The following is a 23,796-nucleotide window of genomic DNA, read 5'->3' on the forward strand; positions in this document are numbered from 1 at the left end:
CTACCGGGTCATTGCACGACACCGGCCTTGCGGAGCCCTTCGACCATGAGGTCGAAATCGGCAGGGTTCTTGTAAGGCAAGACTTTGCGACGGTATTCCAGCGAATAGTCGGGATTGACGCGAAGCAGCTCCTGCCATGCCGCGCGGGCTTCCTCAAAACGGCCCAGATGGCCGTAGCAGGCGGCCAGGAGCGCGCGCGAGACGTCGGTGACAGCGTTGCGAGCCAGCCGTTTGAGCAAGAGGTCAACGGCCTCGTCGAACCTTCCCAGTTGAAACAACGCCAAAGCTTGGAAGTGCAGAAGCACATCCGGAAAGTATGGGTTCAGGGTCTTTCCCCGGGCGAAACTCTCAAGGGCCTCCTCGGATCTGCCCGAATAGTACAACGCTTCGCCGAGGCTGAAGTGCCCTTCGGCGAAGTTCGGATTGAGGACTATCGCGCGCTCGGCCTCCTCGATGGCCCCGTCGTGCCGTCGTGTGTACAGCTTGGCCATAGCCAGCGCCCAGTGCGCCCATGGGTCGCTGTCATCCAGCGTTACCGCTCGCGTTGCGGCCTCTTCCGCTTGCGCCATCGATTCCGGCGGCGATGCACTCCACCTGTTCAGGTAATCGAGTCCGTGCGTGAGGGCGAGAAAAGCGTAGGCAGAGGCAAACGTTGGGTCCAGTTCGGTGGCACGTTGCAAGAGGTCGCGAGCTGCGACGTTCGTCTCCTTCGTAAGCCGGTGCCACAGCTCCCGGCCTCGCAGCAAACAGTCATACGCCTCCGTGTTGCGCGGATGCTCGGGCGCCAGCCGCTGACGGTCCCTCTCAGTCAGATTGAGCGCCAGCGCACCGACGATCTGCTGCGTCACGTCGTCCTGCACCGCGAATATATCGGTCAGGTCGCGATCGAACCGCTCCGCCCAGAGATGGCCGCCCGAAATTGCATCGATGAGCTGCGCGGTGATCCGCACCCTGTTGCCCGACTTGCGAACGCTGCCCTCGAGCACATGCCGCACGCCGAGCTTCGCGCCCACCTCCTGCACATGGACGTTCTGGCCCTTGAAGGTGAACGACGAATTGCGGGCGATGACGAAGAGCTGTGACAGTTTGGACAGCGCCGTGATGATGTCTTCGGAGATTCCGTCGGCGAAGTAGTCCTGTTCGGCGTCACCGCTCATGTTGGCGAACGGCAACACGGCGATGGACAGCTTCGGCGGCGCTGCCGCGGCCGGCCGGCCGCCTACGGTTTCGGGCGTCGCGGCCGCCTTGGTCCCGGCGCCGACCTGCAGCGAATAGACCCTGATCGGCTCGGCGATGTTCTTGAGCTGCGTGCTGCCGAGATCGCTGACCGAGAGGTCAAGCCTGGCCTTGACCTGGCGATAGGCATCCTCGGACAGGCAGATCGCGCCGGGTGACGCGACTCCCTCCAGGCGCGAGGCGATGTTGACGCCGTCGCCCATCAGGTCGCCGTCGCTTTCCTCGACCACATCCCCCAGATGGATGCCGATCCTGAATTCGATGCGGCGATCCTGCGGCACGCCGGCATTGCGCTCAGCCATGCCATTCTGGACCTCAACGGCGCAGCGCACGGCATCCACAACACTGCGGAACTCAACCAAGGCCCCATCCCCGGTGCGCTTGATCACCCGCCCGTTGTGCACTGCGATGGTGGGATCGATCAGGTCGCTGCGCAGTGCCCGCAACCTCGCCAAAGTACGATCTTCGTCCGCGCTCGCGAGCCGGCTGTATCCGACCACATCTGCAGCCAGGATTGCGGCCAGCTTGCGGTTCTCACTCATGCGTCCGCCTCCTCGTCTCCACGATAGCAGGAAGATGGGGAGGAGGAAATTTTCGCACATGACGGCCGCGCAGCCGCCCGTATCGGCAGCGCTTTGCCGCCGAGCCCATACGGTTGCCCATTTGCACTACCGCTTGCCGGATGACGGCCATCGGTTCATCCTTGTGAATACCTTGGGCGTGACGAGCGTGGTGGGATCACGCGTCACGGCTCAAGGTCGAAGAGATGGAGCATGATGTCGTCCGAAAACCGCTTTACACTTTTCGGCATCATGCTCTGGTGAGGTGTCCATGGACTGCTCGGGCTGCGGTTTCGAGATTGAGGGCGGTTACGCCTTCTGTCCGAAGTGTGGCCGGCGCCAGCCCGTGTCATGCGCCAGTTGTGGCTATGTCTGCGCACCTGATTTCGAGTTCTGTCCGAAATGCGGAGCAAGCGTCGGCGCGACCGCAAAAGCCGCGGAGCGGCCTGCTCCGACACCAAGCCGGACCACTGCGCAGCCCTCTCGAACTCCGTCGCGGAACATCGAAAGCGATGAAGGGCCGCATTCCGTCTCCGACGCCGATCGACGGACGGTAACGGTCCTGTTCGCCGATCTCTGCGGCTTCACGACACTCAGCGAGCAACTCGACCCCGAGGTCATGCAAGCGCTGCAGAACGAACTGTTCAAGGAATTGACGGCGGCCGTGCAGAACTTTGGTGGTTTCGTCGACAAATTCATCGGCGATGCCCTGCTTGCCTTGTTCGGTGCGCCGGTCGCGCATGAGGACGATCCGGAACGTGCGCTTCGCGCCGCTCTCGACATGATCGCCCGGACGGCGCGGCTCGGTGAAAGCACCCCCCACTCAGGCACGCCTCTGTTGCTCCACATCGGCATAAACACGGGTCCGGTCGTTACCGGCGGATTGGGCATCGGCACCGCCAAATCCTATTCGGTGACCGGCGACACAGTGAACACGGCGCAACGCCTGCAATCGCTGGCCGCGCCGGGTGAGGTGCTGGTAGGCGAGCTCACGCACAGGCTGACCCGGCATGCCTTCTCTTACGAATCGCTGGGCGATGTCGTTTTTCGCGGCAAGGCCGGCAGTGTGCTCGTCCATCGACTGGATGCGCCGCTTGCGGCGCCGCGTGCAGCGCGTGGGCTCGAGGTGCTCGGCCTCAGTGCGCCGATAATAGGCCGTGATGCGGAACTCAACAGAATGCTGGCGAGCCTTGACCAAGCGTGCGGCGGCTCGGCCCAGCTTGTCCGCCTCGTCGGAGAAGCCGGTATCGGGAAATCGCGACTGGTGAAGGAGTTCGTTGCCCGCGTCGGCGACGAGGATAGATTTCGTAATGTCGCCGTGCGGCAGGCCGCATGCTCACCGCTGGGCGAACAATCATTTGGCGCCCTGGGCGCAGTGGTGCGCAGCGCTTCCGGGATGATGCAAAACGACAGTGGTGACGAAATGCGGGGCAAGCTCGCAGCCTTGCTTGCCGATCTTGGCCTGCAGGGCGAGGAGGCGAAGCGGCTGATGCCTTTGCTCTACCATGTGCTTGGCCTTGGCGACCCCGATGCCACCTTGCAGCATGTCGAGCCAGAGCAGCTGCGGCGGCAAATCCTCTATGCGGTTCGCACTATCATCGAACGGAGGCTTGCGTTGTCGCCGCTGTTGATTGTCGTCGAAGATCTGCACTGGGCCGACGCCGTTTCGCTCGAAGCACTGCGCTTCGTGATGGACAGGCTGGAACGCACTCGGCTGATGTTGCTGGTCACGCATCGTCCGGCGCCGGACAACGACCAGCTCGATTCAAGTCGGGTCAGTCACACCGCGCTCAGGCTTTCACCGCTCAACAGGGATGACGGACGCAGGCTGGTGGCGGCGCTTTTCGGCGAGAGCTGGGTAAACTCCGCAGGAGGCCTTCTCGACCAGATCCTCGAGCGCGCGGGCGGCAACCCGCTTTTTATCGAGGAGATCGTTCGCGGCCTTATCGATCGCGGTGTGTTGACGCGCGAAGGCCAGCAATGGCGGACCGCGGCAGGCGAAGTCGCAACCGGCATCCCCGCGACTATCCAGGCAATGTTGCTTGCCCGCGTCGACCGGCTGCCGCAAGAGGTGCGCCGGCTGGCCCAGGAAGCCGCGGTCATCGGCCCGCGCTTCGATGCCACGCTTCTGAAAGCCGTGACGGCCGATCCCGGCCGGCTGGATGCCGGCTGCGAGCTGCTTTGCGATGCGGAAATCATCGAGGAAGTTGCCGGATCAGGCTCTGTCTCGTCGCAAGGCTACCGCTTTACGCAAACATTGCTGCAGGACGTGATCTACCAGAACCTGCTCCTACAACGCCGGACCGACATCCACGGCCGGGTCGGTGCTGCCCTGGAGCAACTGTGCGGCGACAAGCCGGAACGGTTCGAGGACCTGGCCGCGCTCGGTCATCATTTCGCACAGAGCGCCGAGCGGGAGAGGGGGGCGCATTACCTGCAGGCGGCGGGGGATCGCGCTCGCACGATATACGCCAATGACGACGCCCTTCGTTTCTACGAGCGAGCACTGACCGCGTTGGGCGCGAGCGGGCAAACACCGCTCAAACTGGCAATCGCAGAGCGCATTGCCGATTTGAGCGGCGCGGCAGGCCGCCGCGAGATCGCCCACCGCCATTACGAGGCGGTGTTGCAGGCCTACCGCGAGTCAGCCGATCGCGTCGCGTCGGCACGCGTTTTGCGCAAGATCGGTCGGCTGCTCTGGGACGTGGGCAAGCGGGACAACGCGGAATCCCGCTATGCCGAAGCGGCAGCGCTCCTCGATGGAGCGGATGCCCCGATCGAGCAGGCGCATCTCTGGCAAGAACGTGGCCGACAGGCGTTCCGCAGCGGAGATCACGCGCTCGCGGCAAAATGGGCGGACGCGGCGCTGGATTGCGTACGCACCCTGACGGCCGGGCACGTCTTCGAGGATGCCACTCTTGTGACCGCCGAGGCACTCAATACCAAGGCCGTTGCGCTGGCTCGCCTTGGGCGAAACAATGACGCCGTGCGTGAGGTTGAGCGCAGCATTGAACTGGCCGAAGCCGCCGGTCTGCTGGGTGCGGCCTGCCGCGGTTACACCAATCTCGGCGTGCTTTACACGACCATCGATCCGGCCCGGGCGATGGAGGTCTGCCGGCGCGGTCTTGAAGTGGCACAGCGTATTGGTGATCTGGGTTTCCAGGCGCGCCTCCTCGCCAATCTGGCGGTCGCTTGTTGTACTTTCACGGATCGCTGTCCAACCGAGGGCGTGCCTGCTGCCGAGAAGGCCATCGAGATCGACCGGGCGCTCGACCAGCGCGAGCACCTGCCAGTGCCGTTGATCGTGCTTGGGCAGATCCACCAGTGCAACGGCCATCCGGAACTGGCGGTGGGCTTGTTCCACCAAGCACTGGACGTAGCCCGCGAAACGGGCGAGCCCCAATTGCTGTTTCCGTGCTATGATGGTCTTGCAACGCTTAATCTCGACCTCGACAATCTGGCCGAGGCCGAACGCTACTTTTCCCTGGCGCAGGGCATATGCGCCCAGCACGGGCTCGACCCGGAAGCGCTTGTGGTGCTGCCTTTTCTCGACTAACCGGGCGGGAGGTTGGAAATGTCCGCGCGTAGTGACTTGTTACCGCTTCAACCAGGCGACGTTGCGCCGAACCTGATCCTCGATGCCATTACCCAGGAAGGCAAGATCGCGCTTGACGACTTTCGCGGGCAAAAACCAGTGTTGGTCGGCCTGTTTAGAGGTCTGCATTGTGCGTTTTGCCGGCGCCATATCGCCGCCCAGGCGCGGCTTGATCCGGAGCTGCGTGAAAAGGGCGTGCAGAGCCTGACGGTGGTCAACACGCCGATCGAACGGGCGCGTCTCTATTTCCGCTACCATCCGATGCCGAACCTGCTTGCAGCCTCCGACCCTGAACGCGCTTCACATCGTGCCTTTGGACTGCCCAATCTCGAATTCACCCAAGACGAGACGAACTGGCCGTACAAGGTCTCGATGGCATCGGTAATGGATATGCGGGTCGACATACCAGGCGAGTTGCCCGGTCCTATGAATCCTATGGCGGCCGGCGAAATCCTCGACAAGAAGGACCATTACGAAATGACCGACGCCGACCAGCAGATGATGGCAACGGGACACGGGCAATTGGTCGGTCAGTTCCTGTTGGACCGGCAGGGGATCGTCCGCTGGAGCTTCACCGAGGTTCCAGGGGGTGGGCGATACATGTTTGGAGCGCCAAACCCGAAGGAGCTGATGTCAGCCGTGTCCCAGGTCGCCCAATAATGAGCTGACACGTTCACCGTTCATCGAGCACGGCCTCGACAGTGGCAACGAAGTCGTCGAGCGAGCGGTCCCCGCGTATCTCGATGCGCGGCAGGTCGATGGGATCGCCATCGAGGTCCGCCGGCCCGTGTTTGCGGCCGAAGCCTACTCGATAGCCGCACTCCCTGGCCAGCCGGCCAAGCCGCCGGTCGGTGACCGAGAAAGGTGCCGCGAACGCCGTGGTTGGCCGACCAGTCCAGCGTTCTATGAACATGCGAGAGCGCAGGAGCTCGGCGGCCAGGTCAGAGGTGGACAGAGCATCGATCGCGCGATGCGTCGCCATATGGCTGCCGAAGAATGCACCTTCGGCCGCGAGGCGTCGCACCGTCCCGGCGCCCATGAGCGGCGCCGGCGGACCGCTGTAAGCGTCCCATTGTGCAGTTTCACCCACCAGATCCGTCACCACGAACACTTCCGCGGTCAGGTCGTTGGCGCGCAAGATCGGCCAGGCATGGTCGGCAAAGTTCTGGAAGCCGTCATCGAAGGTGATGACAACCGGGCGGCCTATGAAAGGCTGCCGGTTGGCGATCGACGCTTCCAGCTGCCCGGACCCAATGGCGTGAAAGCCATTGGCGCGCAGCCATGCCATCTGGCTGGCGAAGGCGGCGGGCGCGAGCCGAAAACGGGCGAGCGCGGCCGGACCTTCATCGGCAACGCCGTGATACATAAGGACAGGGATACGCCGGCGCCGCTCGCTGCGCGCGACGTCGCGGCGCAGGGCCCGCGCGCCGCCCCAGACAATATTTCGCGCGACCCCGATTTCGAGGGGCGCGCGGATCGGCACATGATCGATCCTAGGTTCCGTCGCCACATCGTCCGGTGACAGGCGGCGGAAGCGGTCTATGCGATAGAGCTCGGTCTGGATCGATTGTTCCAGCACGAGGCCTTCGGTCGCGGCCAGCGTCTCCGAGATCGCTTGTGCTCCGAATGTGTTCCAGTCGAAGCCCGTCTTTTCGACATTGTCACGCAGAACGAATGCGTGTGCACTGATGAAACTGCCGCCGGGCGCCAACGCCTCGGCGAATTTCTTGGCGATGCGCCGCAACTCGGCGAGGTCATCGAGGTAGTAGAGCACTTCCGAACAGAAGATCAGATCCATCCCACCCGGCAGCGTGTCGGCAGCGAAATCGAGGATGCCGAACTCAATGTTCGGCTGATCGCTGCATCGCGCACGGGCGCGTTCGACGGCTATGGCGGAGATGTCGGTTGCAGTTAGATGGCCCACGCGCGGTGCCAGCTGCCGTGTGAAATGGCCCTCCGCGCAGGCCAGCTCAAGCGCCCGTCCAATGGGACCGGCAGGCAGAATCTCGAGCTGCCGCTCATATTTTTCCTGCTCATAGGACGAACCGTAGTTCCACGGATCCTCGGTCGCGAAATGGCGATTCCAGAACGCCGTGCGATCCTTGTCGTGCTTGTCCGCGACCCGGGCGCGGCGCGGCGGCGCGACAGGCTCTGTAGGTTCGGCACTTGAGCGGACCAGCTCCTGCGCTTGTGCGGCCAATTGCGCGAGTTTGCCGAAATGGCTGTCCGGATCGGGCCGGCCTCCCGCCATGGCCAACGATGCGTCGGCTGCAATCATGTCTGACGGGTCGGTGCCGGCGCCCTTTTTCGGTACAGACGACAGCCTTCCATGCTCATAGCGGCTATCTGCAAGCCGCTCGGCGGGCACGACATCCAGGATCAATTCGATCCAATGATCCCTTGTCACCGTCCCGAGTACGCCGAACTGCACGACAGCCTCGATCCGGCCATCCATCATCATATGGGCATAAATCTGATCTATGCCTTCCGGCAGTTCGGTCGCGGTCGGATTTCGGGCGTCGACGCGAATTCCAAGTGTCCGGGCCAGCCTGCGCGGCGCGGCAAGATCGTCGGCCTCGAGCAGCATTTGCTCAAGCTGATACTGGATGCGGCGAGCCGCGCCGGGATTGTCCCAGAGCTTGCCGAGTCCGACTGTCAACTCGGTGATGGCGCCGCCGAACCTGTCCCACCGGGCAGCCAGTTGCCCCGGCACCGACAGGCTTCCCGCCATAAGGCCATCGACGATCACCCTGGCGATCTCACGCGCCCACTTGCGTCCCGCCGGGAGCGCGCGCAAGGGCTGTGGGTCGATCGAGCGCGAGCCGGAGCCGCACTCCGACGCGGCGTTCCGCAACGCCAGCCAAGCAGGCGCTTCGGAAGCGGTGCCGCCGTTCGCCGAACTTGAAACCAAGGGATTATGCGCCACGCCGTCTTACCCGCGCCTGGTTACAAGGTAGAACGAGAGTCCCGCAACGCGCTTACAATGAGCGTACATTGCCGGTTTAGAAAGCCATATAAGCAAAAGGCGCCCCGAAAGGCGCCTCTTCATCGCTTGATTCCCCTTGAGGAAATTGGAGCGGGTGAAGCGATTCGAACGCTCGACCCCAACCTTGGCAAGGTTGTGCTCTACCCCTGAGCTACACCCGCTCACACGGCCCTTGGGCCGCAAGCCGGGCCTATATGGCTGAAGAGCGCGGCGATTGCAACAGGGAAATGACGGGCTTTTTGGTCGCGCCAAATCGCTGGGCCGAACCTCGTTGGCCACACGGGTGGTTCATTGACTTCCCCCATGACGGTCTTGTCTCGGCGGCATCATTGGCCGTAAACGGCTTTGCCCCGCATCGAGACAAGGGAAGACCACCAATGCCGAAGACCGAAGCCGAACTTTTCGCCTTTCTTGCCGATCTCGGCATATCGGTGTCGACCGTGCGGCATCCGCCGCTCTATACGGTGGCCGATTCGCAGTCGCTGCGCGGGGAGATCCCGGGTGGGCACACCAAAAACCTGTTCCTCAAGGACAAGAAGGATAATTTCTTCCTGGTCAGCGTCGGCGAGGATGCGGTCGTCGACCTGAAGCAGATCCACACGGTCATCGGCGCCGCCAGCCGGGTGTCGTTCGGCAGACCGGAGATGCTGATGGAGCTGCTTGGCGTCATTCCGGGCGCGGTCACCCTGTTCGGGCTGATCAACGACACCCAGAGACGGGTCAAGGTGGTGCTCGACCAGGATTTGATGGCGCATGCGGTGGTCAATGCGCATCCGCTGACCAACGAGGCGACGACGTCGATCGCTTCGGCCGACCTCATCAGATTCGTCGAGGCAACCGGACATGATGCTGCTATCTTGAAAGTCTCGGCTTGATCGCCACATGGATGGCGAAAACCGACTTTTTGTTTCAACGCAATTCCGGGCGGAAAACCGTCTCACATTCTCCTGGAATTGCTCTAGCAAGGATGTCGCGCCTGCTCCGCTGGCGAGGGGCGCGACCGGAAGGGCGACGATATGAGCGACAACAACAATCCGTTTGGCCGCCAATTCGGCGGCAATTCCAGCCAGTACACCACTTCGGTGCAGTATCGCGGCGCCGAGCCGGCCAAGGCCGCAGCCGGCACCGTTCCGGCCGGTGGCGACCTGATCAAGGACACCACGACGGCCACCTTCGCCGCCGACGTCATCCAGGAATCGCGCAAGCAACCGGTTCTGGTCGATTTTTGGGCGCCGTGGTGCGGGCCCTGCAAGCAGCTCACGCCGCAGCTGGAAAAGGCGGTCAAGGCCGCCGGCGGCAAGGTCAAGCTGGTCAAGATGAACATTGACGACCACCCCTCGATCGCCGGCCAGCTCGGCATCCAGTCGATCCCGGCGGTCATCGCCTTCAAGGACGGCCAGCCGGTCGACGGCTTCATGGGTGCCATCCCCGAGAGCCAGATCGGCGAGTTCATCACCAAGGTCGGTGGCAAGGGCAATGGCGCGCCGCCGGTCGCCGAAGCGCTGGCCGCGGCAGCTGAAGCGCATGCGGCCGGCGATACGCAGACCGCTGCCGACATCTATGACGCCATACTGGCGCAGGCGCCGGAGACGATCGAGGCGATCGCCGGGCTGGGCGAGCTTCTGTTCGAGGCCGGTGACGCGCGAGGCGCCGAGGCCCTGCTGGCAACGGCGCCGGAGGCCAAGAAGGATGCGCCTGCGCTTGCCGCGCTGCGCGCCAAGATGACGCTGGCGGCGGAAGCGGCCGCGCTCGGCAATCCGGCCGAGTTCGAACAGCGCCTGGCCGCCAATCCCGCCGACCACCAGGCGCGTTTCGATCTTGCCATGGTCCAGAATGCGCGAGGCGATCGCCACGCGGCGGCCGACAATCTGCTGGCCATCATCAAGGCGGACCGCACCTGGAACGAGGACGGCGCCAGGGCGCAGCTGTTGAAGCTGTTCGAGGCCTGGGGCATGACCGACGAGGCGACGCTGGCGGCGCGGCGCAAATTGTCGTCGCTGCTGTTTTCCTAGTGCATGATCCCGAAAAGTGGGCCCCGGTTTTCGGAAGATCATGCACCAACAAATAGCCATTCGCCGGCGAAATTGTTCGTGGAGCGGCTCAGGGGCCTTGCGGCCTGCGGCGGCTGCGCCAGATTAAGGCGATGCTGACGATGCGGGGCTGCGGCAGGCCGCATGCCGACGAAGCGATCGGAGGACTTAAGTGCAGGTCGGAAACGCATATTACCGGGTAGGCAAGGATTTGCCGTCAACCATCCCGGTGTTTCCGCTTGCCGGCGCGCTGCTTCTGCCGGGCGGCCGCATGCCGCTCAATATTTTCGAGCCGCGCTATCTCGAGATGGTGGATGAGGCGATCGCCGGCGCGCGGCTGATCGGCATCATCCAGCCCAGCCTCGATGGTGCGCTGCGCGCCGATGGCGAGCCGGAACTGTGCAATGTCGGCTGCGCCGGGCGCATCATCTCGATGGCCGAGAGCGGCGACGGCCGCTACCTGATCTCGCTGCAGGGCGTCTGCCGGTTCCGCGTCGCCCATGAACTGCCGGCGAAGACGCCGTTTCGGCAATGCAAGCTGGCACCGTTCCTCACCGATCTTAGGGAAGACCAGGCGGCAAACGATGTCGACCGGCCGGCGCTGCTCAAAGCGTTTCGCGCCTATCTGCAGGCCAACGACCTCGAAGCCGACTGGGAAAGCGTCAGCCGCGCCGAAAACGCCATGCTGGTCAACGCGCTGTCGATGATGGCGCCCTACGGGCCGGCCGAGAAACAGGCGCTGTTGGAAGCGCCGGATTTGAGGGCGCGGGCCGAGACGCTGATCGCCATCACCGAAATGGCGCTGGCGCGCGAGAATGAGGATTTTGGCTCCAGTCTCCAATAGGGGCTGGGCCGGGTTTGGCTGAAAGGGGATCTGATGGCTGCGGACGGGCGTGACGGCAAGACGGCCAATGTCGATCCAAAATTGCTGGAGCTGCTGGCTTGCCCGCTGACCAAGGGGCCGCTGGCCTGGGACCCAGAGCGCGGCGAGCTGATCTCGCGGGTCGCCAAGCTGGCCTATCCCGTGCGCGACGGAATCCCGATCATGCTGCCCTCGGAGGCGCGGAGCATTTCGGCGGAGGATGTGCTGCCGCCGCCGCGGCTGAGTGGGCCGGCGCAGGCTGGACGCTGATCGGGGCAAAGCACCCCTCCCTTCGATGGGCGTCTCCGCAAAGCCCTACTGAAAATTGCGGCCCTTGGGCATGACCCTCTCGGCCTTGTCCGACAGCGTTGTGATATCCGGCCGGACAGCCGGCGTCATCTCTTCCAGAAGCACAGTCAGCCACGGCGTCAAATCCTCGATCTTTTCGGCGACGATGTGGATGACGTCGGATTCCGACTGCAGCTTGCCGGTGACCTTGACGAAGCGGGCGCCCATGACGATGGGGCGGAAGCGGGTAAACGTCCTTTCCCAGAAAATGACGTTGGCGACGGCCTTGTCGTCCTCCAGGGTCAGGAAGATCGCATTGCCCTTGCCGGGGCGCTGGCGCACCAGAACCAGACCGGCGACGGAAACCCGCCGGCCGTCGCGAACCGAGCCAAGGTTGGCGTTGGGGATGACGCCGGCGCGGTCGAGCCGCTCGCGCAGGAAGGCGACCGGATGCGCCTTCAAGGACAGGCCGAGCGCGCGGTAATCGTGGATGACATGTTCGCCGAGCGGCATTGTCGGCAGTTTCGTCGCGGGCTCGAGCTCGCGCAGGCGGATCGCCGGCTGGTCGAACAGCGGCAGCCTTTCGGCCGCACTCTTGCCGTCCAGCGCGCGCACCGCCCACAAGGCTTCGCGACGATCAAGGCCGAGCGAGCGGAAGGCGTCGGCCTGGGCCAGCCTTTCGATGTCGTCGACATCGAGACCCGAGCGCAGCCAGACATCCCGCACGGATTCGTAGCCCGAACCGCGTCGCGCCACAAAAGCCTCCATGCGCTCCCTGGAAAGCCCCTTGATCTGCCTGAAGCCGAGCCGAACGGCGTGCCTTGTCTCGATCACACCGCGCATCTCGGCATGGCGTGGCAGGATCCGGCCGGGATCGAAGTCGTCTTCCTCCAGCGTGCAGTCCCAGCCTGAGAAATTGACGTCCACGTCGCGGATATCGACGCCATGGTCGCGCGCGTCGCGAACCAGCTGGGCCGGCTGGTAAAACCCCATAGGCTGTGAGTTCAGGATCGCAGCGCAGAACACATCGGGATAAAAGGTCTTGAACCAGCAGGAGGCATAGACGAGCAGCGCGAAGGAGGCGGCGTGGCTTTCGGGAAAGCCGTATTCGCCGAAGCCTTCGATCTGCTTGAAGCAGCGCTCGGCGAAGTCCTTGGTGTATCCCTTGCCGACCATGCCGTCGATCATGCGCTGGCGGTAATTGCCGATGGTGCCGGTGCGCTTGAAGGTGGCCATGGCGCGGCGCAATTCGTCGGCTTCGCCCGGCTTGAAACCGCCGGCGACGATGGCGATTTTCATCGCCTGTTCCTGAAACAGCGGCACGCCCAGCGTCTTCTTGAGGATCGCCTCCAACTCCGGCTTTTGATACTCGGCCTTTTCCTTGCCTTGCCGGCGCCGCAGATAGGGATGAACCATGTCGCCCTGGATCGGGCCCGGCCGCACGATCGCCACCTCGATGACAAGGTCGTAGAAGTCCTTTGGCTTGAGCCTTGGCAGCATCGACATCTGGGCGCGCGATTCGATCTGGAAGACGCCGAGTGTGTCGGCTCGGCAGATCATGTCGTAGACATACCTGTCCTCAGGCGGGAGGCTGCCCAGCACGTAGGGCCTGCCATACTCATCGCGCGCATCCGGATAATGCCCGGTGAGCAAGGTGAAGGCGCGTTTCAGGCAGGTCAGCATGCCGAGGGCCAGTACGTCGACCTTGAGGATCTTCACCGCGTCGAGATCGTCCTTGTCCCACTCGACCATCTTGCGGGCCTCCATCGCCGTCTTGACGATGGGGACGATCTCGTCGAGCCGGTCCCTGGTGATGACGAAGCCGCCGACATGCTGGGAGAGATGCCGGGGAAAGCCCATGATCTCGTTGGCGTGGGCGAGCACATGCCGGGTTGAGGTTTCGCTGCGGTCGAGGCCGCCGGCATGCGCCTCCTTCTCGCCGAGCTCCGAGGTCGACCAGCCCCAGATCGAGCTGGACAAGGCGCTGCGGACATCGTCCGACAGGCCCATTGCTTTCGCCACCTCGCGCAATGCCGAGCGGCCGCGATAGCTGATGACGGCGGCGGCCAGCGCGGTGCGCTTGGCGCTGTATTTCGAATAGATGTACTGGATCACCTCCTCGCGCCGCTCATGCTCGAAGTCGACGTCGATGTCGGGCGGCTCGTTGCGCTCCTCGGAAATGAAGCGCTCGAACAGCGTGTCGATGCGCTCCGGACCGACCTCGGTGATGCCGATGCAGAAGCAGACGATCGAATTGGCGGCCGAGCCTCTGCCCTGGCACAGAATGCCCTCGTTGCGGGCGAACTGGACGATGTCGTAAACGGTCAGGAAATAGCGCGCATAGTTCAGGCGCTCGATCAGAGCGAGCTCTTCATCGATGCGCTGCGAGACGGAAGCGGGGACGCCCGCCGGATAGCGCGTGGCGGCCCCCTCCCTGGCCAGACGCTCGAGCTCGGCCTGCGGCCCGAGGCCCGATTGCGTCGGCTCGTCGGGATAATTGTACTGGAGATCGCCAAGCGAGAAGCTGAGCTCGCCGGCGAAGCGCAGCGTCTCGGCCAGCGCCTGCGGATGACGGCGAAACAGACGCACCATTTCCAGCGGCGGCTTCAGATGGCGCTCGGCATTGGCCGTCAGCTCCAGCCCGACCTCGGCGACCGGCACATTGAGGCGGATGGCGGTGAGCACGTCCTGCAGCGAGCGTCGTTCGGCGCTGTGATAGAGCACATCGTTGGTCGCCATCAGCAGCACGCCGGCGGCGTCGGCCATGGCGGCCGCCTGCTCGATACGGAAGCGGTCATTGCCGTGATAGTCCGGCGCCACGCCAAGCCGCAGATTTGCGCCGAAACGATCCTTCAGCTGACGGATCAATGCCAGGGGATCGTCCGCATTCGCCGAGAGATCGGGCAGCACCGCCAACGACAGCAGGTCGCCCCATTCGAGCAGATCGCTGCGCTGGAGAAGGGTTGCGCCCTTCTCGTTTTCGTCGCGCAGATTGGCCTGCGTCAGCATGCGGCAGAGATGGCCCCAACCCTTGCGGTTCTGCGGGTAGGCGAGAATATCCGGCGTGCCGTCGCCGAACACCAGCCGGCAACCGGGGTGGTAGGCGAGCTTCTCGACCTTGGCCTGCTGCCAGGCGCGCACGACGCCGGCCACGGTGTTGCGGTCGGCAAGCCCGATCGAGGAAAAGCCGAGGAATTTGGCGGCGACCACCAGTTCCTCCGGCTTGGAGGCGCCGCGCAGGAAGGAGAAGTTCGACTGGATGCCGAACTCGGCATAGGGGATGACGGTCAGCGCGTTCATGCGAACACCCCGTGCATGAACCAGCGCGGCGAAGGCTGGCCGGCGCCGTAGAGCCCCTGGCGGTAGAGCCAGTAGCGTCGGCCCTCTGCATCCTCGATGCGGAAATAATCGCGGGTCGGTGCGTCTTCCTCGCCCTTCTGCCACCATTCCGGCGCGATGCGCTCCGGCCCTTCGGCACGGGCGACCCGGTAGAGCGCACGCCGCCAGCGAAAATTCATCGGCGGGCCTTCCGGCATTTCCGTCGCCGGCACTTCGATCGGTTCGGGCGAACGGAACAGCCGGATCGGCCGCTCTGGCGGGAAGATTGTTGCGGGCGGCGCGTCTTTCCGGTCCGACCTTTTCGGCGGCGTGGTCCGCTGCGGCGCCTCGGAAAAGGGTATGGTGGCGACGGCGCGTTCCGGCAAATGGCTCTCGACAGCGACCGCTTTCAGCACAGCAGTGTCGCCGAGCCGGGCGCGGATGCGGTCGGCAAACATCGCGATGTCGGCGCCGTCGTCCTCGGTCTCTCCGGTCAAATCGGCCTGCTGCATGTCGAAGGCGGCGGCCGCCAGCACCGAAAGCCGCACCAGGTCGAAGCCGTAGCCGGCGTCGATATCCTGCTCGAGCGCTGTCAGCCGCTCGTGGAACAGGCGCTGGATCAGCTTCGGTTCGCGCAAGGGTCGTGATGTGCCGACACTGAGCCGGCTGACAGCGCCGTCGACGCGAAACAAAAGCAGCGCCAGCATCCGGGCGCCCTCGCCGCGGCGCTCGAGGTCGACCTTCAGCGTCACCGCCAGCATTTCCACCAGCCGTTCGATCTCGGCGGTCAGCACAACCGGCTCAGCCAGGTGGCGTTCGACCGAAAGCGGCGCCACCGGCAGGCGCGGCGATACCGCCTCGTCGAGGCGGCCGAGCGCCTGGTCGAGGCGCAACAGCAGGCTGGCGCCGAAGCGGCGGGCGAGCGGCGCGCGTGGTGCGGCCATGACCGCGCCGGCGGTGCGCAGGCCGACACTTTCCAGGCTGGCGCGGATATCAGGCTCGATGCGCAAAGCGGCCAGCGGCAAAGGGGCAAGCAGCGCTTCCTCTTCACCTGAGGGAACGATGCGGTCGCCGCAGAAGCGCGCCGCCGCCCAGGCCGCGCCCGGCGTTGCGGCCAGCCCGGCGCGGACGTCGAAACCCTGCTGGAAAAAGCGCGCAAGAATGTCGTCCAGCATGGCGCGTTCGCCGCCGAACAGATGCGTGCAGCCGGTGACGTCGAGATAAAGCCCGTCGGCGCCGTCCAGCGCCACCAGCGGCGTGTAGCGGTCGCACCAGTCGGCGAGGCCTTCGAGCAGCCGGCGGTCGGCCTCCGGGTCGGCCTCGACGATGTCGATCGAGGGATGCATGGCGCGCGCATCGGCAATGCCCATTCCGCGCTTCAGGTGCAGCGCCTCAGCCCGCTCGTCGAGGGCCGATATGCGCTGGGCGTTGCGGTCGCGATGGCTGATCACCAGTGGCAGATGATCCGACGGCCGGGAACGCCACGACCGTCCCAGGCGCTGGCGCAGGATCCGTTCCGCCCCGAGATGCGGGAACCACAGCGACAGAATTCTCTGGTTGTTCCTTGCGTGGCCGTCTTTCTTCGAAACGGTGTTCATCGGGGTTCCACTCCAGTGTGAATTGTCCGGGCAGAGCGGTGCGGCTCTTGCCGATGCTGACGGAGAAGGCGGGGCGGCCGATCGAGCCGGCGAGCGGCCCGGCGATGGTCCGGCGGCTTGCAGCCGCTGCGGACGACACGATGAGGCGCACCGGGGCGGCGGTTGGTTCGGCCTCGCCGGCCTGGCGCAGCAGGAACACCGGCCGGCCGGCGCTCTGGGCGCGGGCGTGCAGCCGGCGCGTCGCGGTGAGGTCGAGCCGCTGCGGGCTGCCGCGGATTTCGAGGATGATTGCGGCCAGCGTCGTCATCCTCGCGGCCTCCTCGGCCACCCACAGCGCATCGGTGAGTTTCGGCGCCTCGGAAAACAGCAATTGCTCCGGCGAGATGCCGAACATGCCCTGCAATCCCTTGGCATAGGGGAAGCCGGCCTCGCGAAAAATCTCCGACGTGCCGATCCACAGCACGGGCAGGTTCTGCCCCCTGAGGATCAGGCTGATCAGCGACAGCACAAAGCCGGCGACGGCCCCGGCATTGCGGGTCTCAAGGCCGTGGATTTCGGTCAGGGCGGCTTTCGGCAGGCCGCCGCTCAAGCCACCCCCGAGGGCCGCATCGAAGCGCTCGACGCCGGTGGGCAGGAAGGCATCCGGCGAAGCCACGGCAAGGCCGCGCCGGATGATGGTGACATCGGCATTAGGTTCGGGCGCACCGTCGATAGCGCTGTCAGCGCGCGCACGAGGTCGCTCGCCAGCCGGCGCTGCCAGGCGCTCGGGCAGCGTTCCCTCGATCTTCGCGATCTGGCGGCGCAGGGCAAAAACAGTCTCCCGCGCCACGGCTGATGTCGCCATGACGGTCAGTTTCTCGCACAATTGTTCCTGTTATGTTCCTATAGATTCCAGAGGGTGCCGGAAGAGTCAAGCGGAGTCATGGGGAATTTATTCCTGTCTCCGAACCAGGAGGATAGGCGGCGGCCGCGCTCATTTGCCGATTCCGGAGGGAAAGCCTATATGCCGGGATCAAAGGACGAAGCATGGCCCGCATCTACAAGACCCGCACCTGGCACGACGAACTCTCGCCCTCGATCGAGGAGATGGAGTTTCTGGCGCTGGAGGCCTATGCGCATCTGCCGGACGATTTTCGCAAGCTGACCGGCGAGATCGTCATCGTGATCGCCGAGTTCCCCACCGACGAGATCATGGACGATCTGTCGCTGGAGACGCCGTTCGACCTGCTCGGTCTGTTCGAGGGCCGCGGCATCGCCGAGCGCTGGAACCCGCAGACCGGCGAAGGCCCCAACCGCATCACGCTGTACCGCCGCGCCATCCTCGACTACTGGGCCGAGAACGAAGAAACGCTGGGCGACATCGTCACCCACGTGCTGATCCACGAGATCGGCCACCATTTCGGCCTGTCGGACGATGATATGGAGAAGATCGAAGAGGCGGCGGAATAACGGCCACGAGCGCCAAGGCACGGATACTCCACAACAGGCGCCTCATTCCTTCACACCCCCCTCTGCCCTGCCGGGCATCTCCCCCGCAAGGGGGGAGATTGGCGGCTTCGATGATCCGCCAAATCCTGCAACGTTGGCGATTGGCGAAAGCGGTTGAGCGCGTAATCTCCCTCCTTGCGGGGGAGATGGCCGGCAGGCCAGAGGGGGGTGCGGGCCCGCTGACATCAAAGAGTCCCGCACTGCCCCTGCTGCCTAACTGCCTACCAGTCGCTCAGCTTCGTATCCGGCCCGTATTCCTGGCCGTCGACGTCCTTCACCACGGCCTGGCCACAGCGCATCGACTTGGTCTTCTTGTCGTAGGCGTAGGTCGGTGAGCCGAACAGGTGCCAGCCCTTGTTCAGCGCCGCCGTCACCTTGTGGCAGAAGCTGGAATCGTCCGGGGCGGACAGAAAGCGATAGAGTTTCATGGGTCAGGTCCTGTCGTGAATTCTGTACTTGTTGCGGTGTGATCTTCCGAAGCCGGCTTAGGCAATCATGCGCCGATGGCGGCGGCCTTCGCCAGCAATTTTTCGGCCTGCGCCAAATGCAGCCGCTCGACCATCCTGCCGTCCAGCGCAATCACGCCCTTGCAGGCGTTTTCCGGGAAGGCGAAGGCTTCCTTCACCGCGCGCGCCTCGGCCAGGGCTTCGGGCGCGGGTGCGAAGGCGCGGTTGGCGGCGTCGATCTGGGCCGGGTGGATCAACGTCTTGCCGTCGAACCCCATGGCGGCGGCCTCCGTGCACTCGCGCGCAAACGCGTCGAGGTCACGAAAATCATTGGATACGCCGTCGAGAATGTCGATGCCGCCGGCCCGCGCGGCCAGCACCATCTGCATCAGCCATGGCACGAGATAGCGCCGGTCGGGCGTCGCCAGAATGCCGGTCTCCTTGACCAAATCGTTCGTTCCGGCAACGAAACAATTGAGGCGCGAGGCCGGATCGCGGCCGAGTTCGGCGATGGCGCCGATGTTGAGCATGGCCTTGGGCGTCTCTATCATCGCCCAGAGTTTGACGCTGTCAGGGGCAAAATTGTCGTCGAGCACATCGCCGACTTCGAGGATGTCGCGCGGCGTGGCGACCTTGGACAACAGGATGCCGTCGGGTTCGAATTTCGCTGCGGCGAGCAGGTCGTCGTTGCCCCAATCGCTGGACAGCGCGTTGACCCGCACGATCATTTCGCAGCGCCGTTCCGGCCGGCTGGCGAAAATATCGGCGAGCCTTTCCCGGGCCGCGACCTTGTCGGCGGGGGCGACGGCGTCTTCGAGATCGATGATCACGGCATCGCAGGTAAGCGTCGCGATCTTGGCCAGCGCCTTGTCGTTGGAGGCGGGGACGTAGAGTACAGAGCGGCGTGGGCGGTAGGATTCGCTTGTCATGGGTCCGATCTATGGCGGCTGTGGACGGGTGAGGCAAGGGTGCGGCTGGTGATTGGCGAAGTCGGCGCTGCCCCTCACCTTGTCTGTCCTCCTCAGCAGTTGCGGAAGGGAGCCCTTCCTCTCCCCCGTCGATCGGGGGAGAGGTGTCGAGCGAAGCTCGACGGAGTGGGGGTCGAGCCTTGGACGCAAGGCTGGGTGATGTTTGCGCCTAGTCTATGTCCGTTCGCGGCGAAGGTGGTTCCCCCACTCCGTCTCGGCTTCGCCGAGCCACCTCTCCCCCCCTCCGGAGGGAGAGGAAAGGAGCCTGGCTGGGGAAGCGACAACGGCCGGAAGGATGGCGCGCAGCGCCCTAGCCTTGAAGTAAGCCCCTGCACAAAAACTGCACGGTTCTGCGGAAAACCTCCTCCGCTCTGCCCCGCCGTCTCCCTGCCGACCAGCGACAAGGCGGCATGCAAAAGCAAAACACCCTCCGTCTGCCCTACAGGCTGCGCAGCGAAAGCTGGTGGTTGGTCGACCCGCCCCGGCCAGAGGCAAGCCATCGCCCTGAGGCAAGCCTGCTCCCTTTTATCCGCAGGCATCCGCCGGTCGGTCGCGTCCAGCCCACCAGGAAGGTCCGCGCATGACATCGTTCGTCAGCTTTTGCAGCCGCTTGGGCATCGCCGTCCTGCTCGTCGCGCTGGCGGATTTTTTCTTTTACGACCAGCCGGTTGGCATCACCGTCCTTGTGTTCGCCATCGTGACTGCCGCCGCGGTGGTGGCCGTGCATCCCGCCGCCCTGAATTCCCCCATGCCCTTGCTCAAGCCGGTCTGCCTGCTCGCCGCGCTGCTGCCGCTGGCCGAGAATGTCAGCCCGCTGTCGGTCTCGATCACTCTCGTTGCCATGGTGGTGTTTGCGCTGTCGCTGGCCGGGCGGCTGCGGCGCCGCATCGCCGGCGTTGCCCGCCAGATCGCCTTGTTTCTCCTGGCTGTGCCGCTACGGTTCATCAGCGATTTCATCCGCTGGCGCAAAACGGCGCGGCGGTTCGGCCGGCGCCGGATCCGGTTTGCATCCATCGCGGTCTGGGTCATGCCGCTGACGCTGGGCGCGGTCTTCCTGGCGCTGTTCGGCGCCGCCAATCCGGTCATCGATTACTGGCTGTCGCTGATCGACCTGATGAAACTCATCGATCTCATCCAACTGGCGCGGATTGCCTTCTGGCTGGTCGTGCTCGCCGGCGTGTGGGCTCTGCTGCGCCCGCGCGTGCCACGCTTCCTGCCTCGTATCCGGCGGCCAGGCGACGGTCTTGCCGGTACCCAACCAGCGACCAAATCGCAGCGGCATGTCGTCGAGGACATCATTTTCGGCAAGGCAGCCATTTTGCGCGCGCTGCTCGTCTTCAACGCGCTGTTTGCGCTGCAGACCGGGCTCGACGCGGCCTATCTCTGGGGTGGGGTCGCCCTTCCCGACGGCATGAGCTACGCTACCTACGCGCATCGCGGCGCCTATCCGCTGATCGCCACCGCGCTGCTGGCCGCCGGGTTCGTGCTGGCGGCGCTGCGGCCGGGCAGCGAAACCTCGGGCGATCCGCTGATCCGCCGGCTGGTCTATGCCTGGGTGGCGCAGAACATCATGCTGGTCATCTCGTCGATCCTGCGGCTCGATCTCTATATCGGCGTCTATGCGCTGACCCATTGGCGGATCGCGGCTTTCGTCTGGATGGGGCTGGTGGCATCAGGGCTTGCGCTGATCATCGCCCGCATCGCGCTCGGAAAATCCAACGAATGGCTGCTCTCCGCCAATCTTCTGACGCTATCGGCGACGCTTTATGCCTGCTGCTTCATCAACTTCGCAGCTGTGATCGCAAACTTCAATGTCGACCACTCCCTGGAAATGTCCGGTTCCGGCACGCCGCTCGATGCCGAATATCTACGCTCGTTCGGCGCTGTCGCCATACCGGCGCTGGACCGCTACTACATGCACAAATTCGGGAACCAAACCACCTATCTGGCCGACCAGGTGATGATCGACGACTATATCGCCGAGCAGAAGAAGAAGTGGCGCGCCTGGAGCTTTCGCGGCTGGCGGCTCGTGCAGGTTCTCGACAAGAGAGGCCCGCTCGTGCTTCCTCCGGCACAGCAACCTTCGCGACCGTCCCAACCTTCCATGCCGGACCGCTAGACCCATGCCGCATCAAATCCTGGTCGCCGACGACGATCCGCACATTCGCGAAATCATCTGCTTTGCGCTGGAGAAGGCCGGGATGAAGACGCAGGCCGTCTCTGACGGCGCCGCCGCCCTGCAGGCGATCGAGCGGCGCGCGCCCGATCTCGTCGTGCTCGACATCGGCATGCCGGAGATGGACGGGCTCGAGGTCTGCCGGCGGCTGAGGCAGCGCTCCGACGTGCCGGTGCTGTTCCTGTCGGCGCGTGACGAGGAGATCGACCGCATACTCGGCCTCGAAATGGGCGGTGACGACTACGTGACCAAGCCGTTCAGCCCGCGCGAACTGGTGGCGCGCGTCAATGTCATCCTGCGCCGCGCCCGCGCCGTACCGGAACCGGTCGATGAGCGAAACTTCGCGCATGGCAAGCTCAGCCTGGTGCCAGCCAGTCACGGCGCCAGCTTCGACGGCAAGGCACTGGCGCTGACGGCGATCGAATTCTCGATCCTGAAGGGATTTCTGGCGCGTCCGGCGCATGTGCTGGGCCGCGACCTGGTGGTGGCCAGCGCCTATGCCGCCAACATCCATGTCGCCGACCGCACCGTCGACAGCCATATCCGCAACATCCGCGCCAAGCTCGCGGCGGCAGGCTGCCTCGACGCCATCGAAACCGTGCATGGTGTCGGTTTTCGGCTCGGCCGATGCGGCGCCTGAGCGACGCCAGATGGATCGGCACCAAATGGCGGCCAAGGCTGGCCACGGTGGTTCTTGCCATCCTCATCATGGTGCTGGCGCTGCCGCTGGTCGGGCTGTTCTTCTTCCGGCTTTATGAAAACCAGCTGATCCGCCAGACCGAGGGCGAGCTGATCGCTCAAGGCGCCGTCATCGCTGCCATCTATGCACAGGATGTCCGCGATGCCGGCATTTCCCCTGACAAGCTCGGTGCGCCGGTTGAGGCAGAGAGCGACGATGCCAGCCGCAGCGACGACTCACCCTACCAGCCGATCGAACCTAGCCTCGACCTCGCCTCCGACTACCTGCTGCCGACCCGGCCCGCCGGCGTCACTGCCGCCGCCGATCCGGTCTTTGCGGCGATCGGCGCGCGGCTGTCTGGAATTCTCGACGCAACGCAGAAAACCACGCTGGCCGGCTTCCGGCTGCTCGATCCCAAGGGCGTCGTCATTGCCGGGCGCGATGAGGTCGGCCTGTCGCTCGGCAGTGTCGAGGAGGTGCGCGAGGCCCTTGCCGGCCGCTATGCCAGCGCGCTCAGGCAAAGGATCCCCGACCAGCCGCCGCCGCCGCTCTACTCGGTCAGCCGCGGCACCAAGGTCCGCGTCTTTGTCGCCATGCCGATCGCGGTCGACGGTCATGTGGCCGGCGTGATCTATCTGTCGCGGACGCCGAACAACATCGTCAAACATCTCTATGGCGAACGCGGCAAGGTGACGCTTGCCGCCATCGCCATGCTCTTCGGCACGTTGTTGATCGCGCTGGTGTTCCTGCGCACCGTCAGCCGGCCGATCTACGCGCTGATGGAGCGGACAAGGCGTATTGCCGCCGGCGATCGCGACGCCATCCGGCCGCTCGACCATCACGGCACGCGCGAAATGGCCGAGCTGTCCGCCGCCTTCCTCGACATGGCCGAAAAACTGCAGTCGCGTTCCGATAGCATCCAGACCTTTGCCACCCATGTCTCGCATGAGCTCAAATCGCCGCTGACGGCGATCCAGGGTGCAGCCGAGCTGCTGCGCGATTCCGGCGAGGCGATGGACGCGGCCGAGCGCAAGCGGTTCTCCGGCAACATCGTCAACGACGCCGGGCGCCTCAATCTGCTGGTACGGCGCCTGCTCGATCTGGCGCGGGCTGAAAACCTGGCGCCGAGCGGCGAAAGCACCTCGCTCGATGCGGCGCTCGCGCTGCTGCCGGTGGACGGCAGGCTGGCGGTCAAGGTCGAGGCTGGCGGCGCCCTAGGCTTGCGCATCTCGGCCGAGAATGCGGCCATCGTGCTTGCCAATTTGATCGACAATTCTGCGAGGCACGGCGCGACACAGGTCCTGCTGGCGGCGGCTGGCGCGGATGGCAAGGCAACCATTGCGGTCAGCGACGACGGTGCCGGCATTTCACCGAGCAACAGGGCTCGCATTTTCGAGCCATTCTTCACCACGCGGCGCGAATCCGGCGGCACCGGCATGGGCCTCGGCATCGTGCTGGCCCTCCTGAAAGCGCATGATGGCACGATCAGGCTGGTTGACTCCGGCCGCGGCACGCGCTTCGAGATTTCCTTGCCGGCCGCGTAAAGGTCGCTGGATTGGAGAACAG

Annotated in this window: 17 protein-coding genes and 1 tRNA gene; 10 read left to right on the plus strand and 8 right to left on the minus strand. The window is 64.6% G+C overall.

From position 1 onward, the window contains the following. Positions 1-8 precede the first annotated feature (8 nt). Positions 9-1,778: an adenylate/guanylate cyclase domain-containing protein gene (locus tag ACWGTI_RS20980; protein ID WP_454588883.1), complete on the minus strand. Its 1,770-nt coding sequence runs from the start codon at positions 1,776-1,778 to the stop codon at positions 9-11. 289 nt (positions 1,779-2,067) lie between these two features. Here ACWGTI_RS20980 and ACWGTI_RS20985 point away from each other — a divergent pair, with 289 nt between their 5' ends. After that, on the plus strand, positions 2,068-5,352 hold the full coding sequence (locus tag ACWGTI_RS20985; RefSeq protein ID WP_454588884.1) for an adenylate/guanylate cyclase domain-containing protein: 3,285 nt from the start codon (positions 2,068-2,070) through the stop codon (positions 5,350-5,352). Positions 5,353-5,370: 18 nt separating this feature from the next. Then, on the plus strand, positions 5,371-6,051 hold the full coding sequence (locus ACWGTI_RS20990) for a redoxin domain-containing protein (RefSeq protein WP_454575786.1): 681 nt from the start codon (positions 5,371-5,373) through the stop codon (positions 6,049-6,051). A 13-nt stretch (positions 6,052-6,064) separates the two neighbouring features. Here the strand turns inward: ACWGTI_RS20990 and ACWGTI_RS20995 are convergent, their stop codons facing one another. Together ACWGTI_RS20995 and ACWGTI_RS21000 are read right to left on the minus strand one after the other, a co-directional pair. Continuing rightward, positions 6,065-8,317, minus strand: a complete 2,253-nt coding sequence (locus ACWGTI_RS20995) for an SAM-dependent methyltransferase (RefSeq protein ID WP_454588885.1) — start codon at positions 8,315-8,317, stop codon at positions 6,065-6,067. Between the two features lie 146 nt (positions 8,318-8,463). After that, positions 8,464-8,538: transfer RNA gene (locus ACWGTI_RS21000), tRNA-Gly, on the minus strand. A gap of 216 nt (positions 8,539-8,754) precedes the next feature. Here ACWGTI_RS21000 and ACWGTI_RS21005 point away from each other — a divergent pair. The 4 genes from ACWGTI_RS21005 (at position 8,755) to ACWGTI_RS21020 (ending at position 11,539) form a co-directional block, all read left to right on the plus strand. Beyond that, entirely contained in the window at positions 8,755-9,252 is a 498-nt protein-coding gene (locus ACWGTI_RS21005) for a prolyl-tRNA synthetase associated domain-containing protein (protein WP_454588886.1), read from the plus strand. A 141-nt stretch (positions 9,253-9,393) separates the two neighbouring features. Beyond that, complete coding sequence (gene trxA, locus ACWGTI_RS21010; protein ID WP_454588887.1) at positions 9,394-10,389, plus strand: thioredoxin; 996 nt, start codon at positions 9,394-9,396, stop codon at positions 10,387-10,389. A 190-nt stretch (positions 10,390-10,579) separates the two neighbouring features. After that, positions 10,580-11,251 (plus strand): LON peptidase substrate-binding domain-containing protein, encoded by a 672-nt coding sequence (locus tag ACWGTI_RS21015; protein WP_454588888.1) that lies wholly within the window; start codon positions 10,580-10,582, stop codon positions 11,249-11,251. A 33-nt stretch (positions 11,252-11,284) separates the two neighbouring features. Then, positions 11,285-11,539, plus strand: a complete 255-nt coding sequence (locus ACWGTI_RS21020) for a Trm112 family protein (RefSeq protein WP_454575649.1) — start codon at positions 11,285-11,287, stop codon at positions 11,537-11,539. A 45-nt stretch (positions 11,540-11,584) separates the two neighbouring features. Here ACWGTI_RS21020 and ACWGTI_RS21025 read toward each other — a convergent pair whose 3' ends face one another. The 3 genes from ACWGTI_RS21025 to ACWGTI_RS21035 are packed head-to-tail and all read right to left on the minus strand — an operon-like array spanning position 11,585 to position 17,317. Next, complete coding sequence (locus ACWGTI_RS21025; protein ID WP_454588889.1) at positions 11,585-14,857, minus strand: error-prone DNA polymerase; 3,273 nt, start codon at positions 14,855-14,857, stop codon at positions 11,585-11,587. Further along, positions 14,854-16,326, minus strand: a complete 1,473-nt coding sequence (locus ACWGTI_RS21030; protein WP_454588890.1) for a DUF6504 family protein — start codon at positions 16,324-16,326, stop codon at positions 14,854-14,856. Before ACWGTI_RS21030 ends, ACWGTI_RS21025 begins: the two co-directional genes overlap by 4 nt. Continuing rightward, entirely contained in the window at positions 16,268-17,317 is a 1,050-nt protein-coding gene (locus ACWGTI_RS21035; RefSeq protein WP_454588891.1) for an ImuA family protein, read from the minus strand. The genes ACWGTI_RS21030 and ACWGTI_RS21035 overlap by 59 nt, the downstream gene beginning before the upstream one ends. A gap of 182 nt (positions 17,318-17,499) precedes the next feature. Here ACWGTI_RS21035 and ACWGTI_RS21040 point away from each other — a divergent pair, with 182 nt between their 5' ends. Further along, positions 17,500-17,922: a metallopeptidase family protein gene (locus ACWGTI_RS21040; RefSeq protein WP_112560156.1), complete on the plus strand. Its 423-nt coding sequence runs from the start codon at positions 17,500-17,502 to the stop codon at positions 17,920-17,922. Positions 17,923-18,182: 260 nt separating this feature from the next. Here ACWGTI_RS21040 and ACWGTI_RS21045 read toward each other — a convergent pair whose 3' ends face one another. Beyond that, positions 18,183-18,389, minus strand: coding sequence for a DUF1737 domain-containing protein (locus ACWGTI_RS21045; protein ID WP_454575642.1), 207 nt, complete (start codon positions 18,387-18,389; stop codon positions 18,183-18,185). Between the two features lie 65 nt (positions 18,390-18,454). Continuing rightward, the gene (locus tag ACWGTI_RS21050) at positions 18,455-19,336 is read right to left on the minus strand and encodes an HpcH/HpaI aldolase/citrate lyase family protein (RefSeq protein ID WP_454588892.1); all 882 of its coding nucleotides are present in this window, start codon (positions 19,334-19,336) and stop codon (positions 18,455-18,457) included. A gap of 619 nt (positions 19,337-19,955) precedes the next feature. Between ACWGTI_RS21050 and ACWGTI_RS21055 the strand changes: the two genes are divergently transcribed. Genes ACWGTI_RS21055 through ACWGTI_RS21065 form a run of 3 tightly spaced genes read left to right on the plus strand, consistent with a single transcriptional unit; the run spans position 19,956 to position 23,774 of the window. Continuing rightward, positions 19,956-21,494, plus strand: coding sequence for a DUF4153 domain-containing protein (locus ACWGTI_RS21055; protein ID WP_454588893.1), 1,539 nt, complete (start codon positions 19,956-19,958; stop codon positions 21,492-21,494). 4 nt (positions 21,495-21,498) lie between these two features. Next, positions 21,499-22,191: a response regulator gene (locus ACWGTI_RS21060; protein ID WP_454588894.1), complete on the plus strand. Its 693-nt coding sequence runs from the start codon at positions 21,499-21,501 to the stop codon at positions 22,189-22,191. Next, positions 22,179-23,774: an ATP-binding protein gene (locus ACWGTI_RS21065; RefSeq protein ID WP_454588895.1), complete on the plus strand. Its 1,596-nt coding sequence runs from the start codon at positions 22,179-22,181 to the stop codon at positions 23,772-23,774. The genes ACWGTI_RS21060 and ACWGTI_RS21065 overlap by 13 nt, the downstream gene beginning before the upstream one ends. Positions 23,775-23,796: the final 22 nt, after the last annotated feature.

This window comes from Mesorhizobium sp. ArgA1, assembly GCF_053714375.1.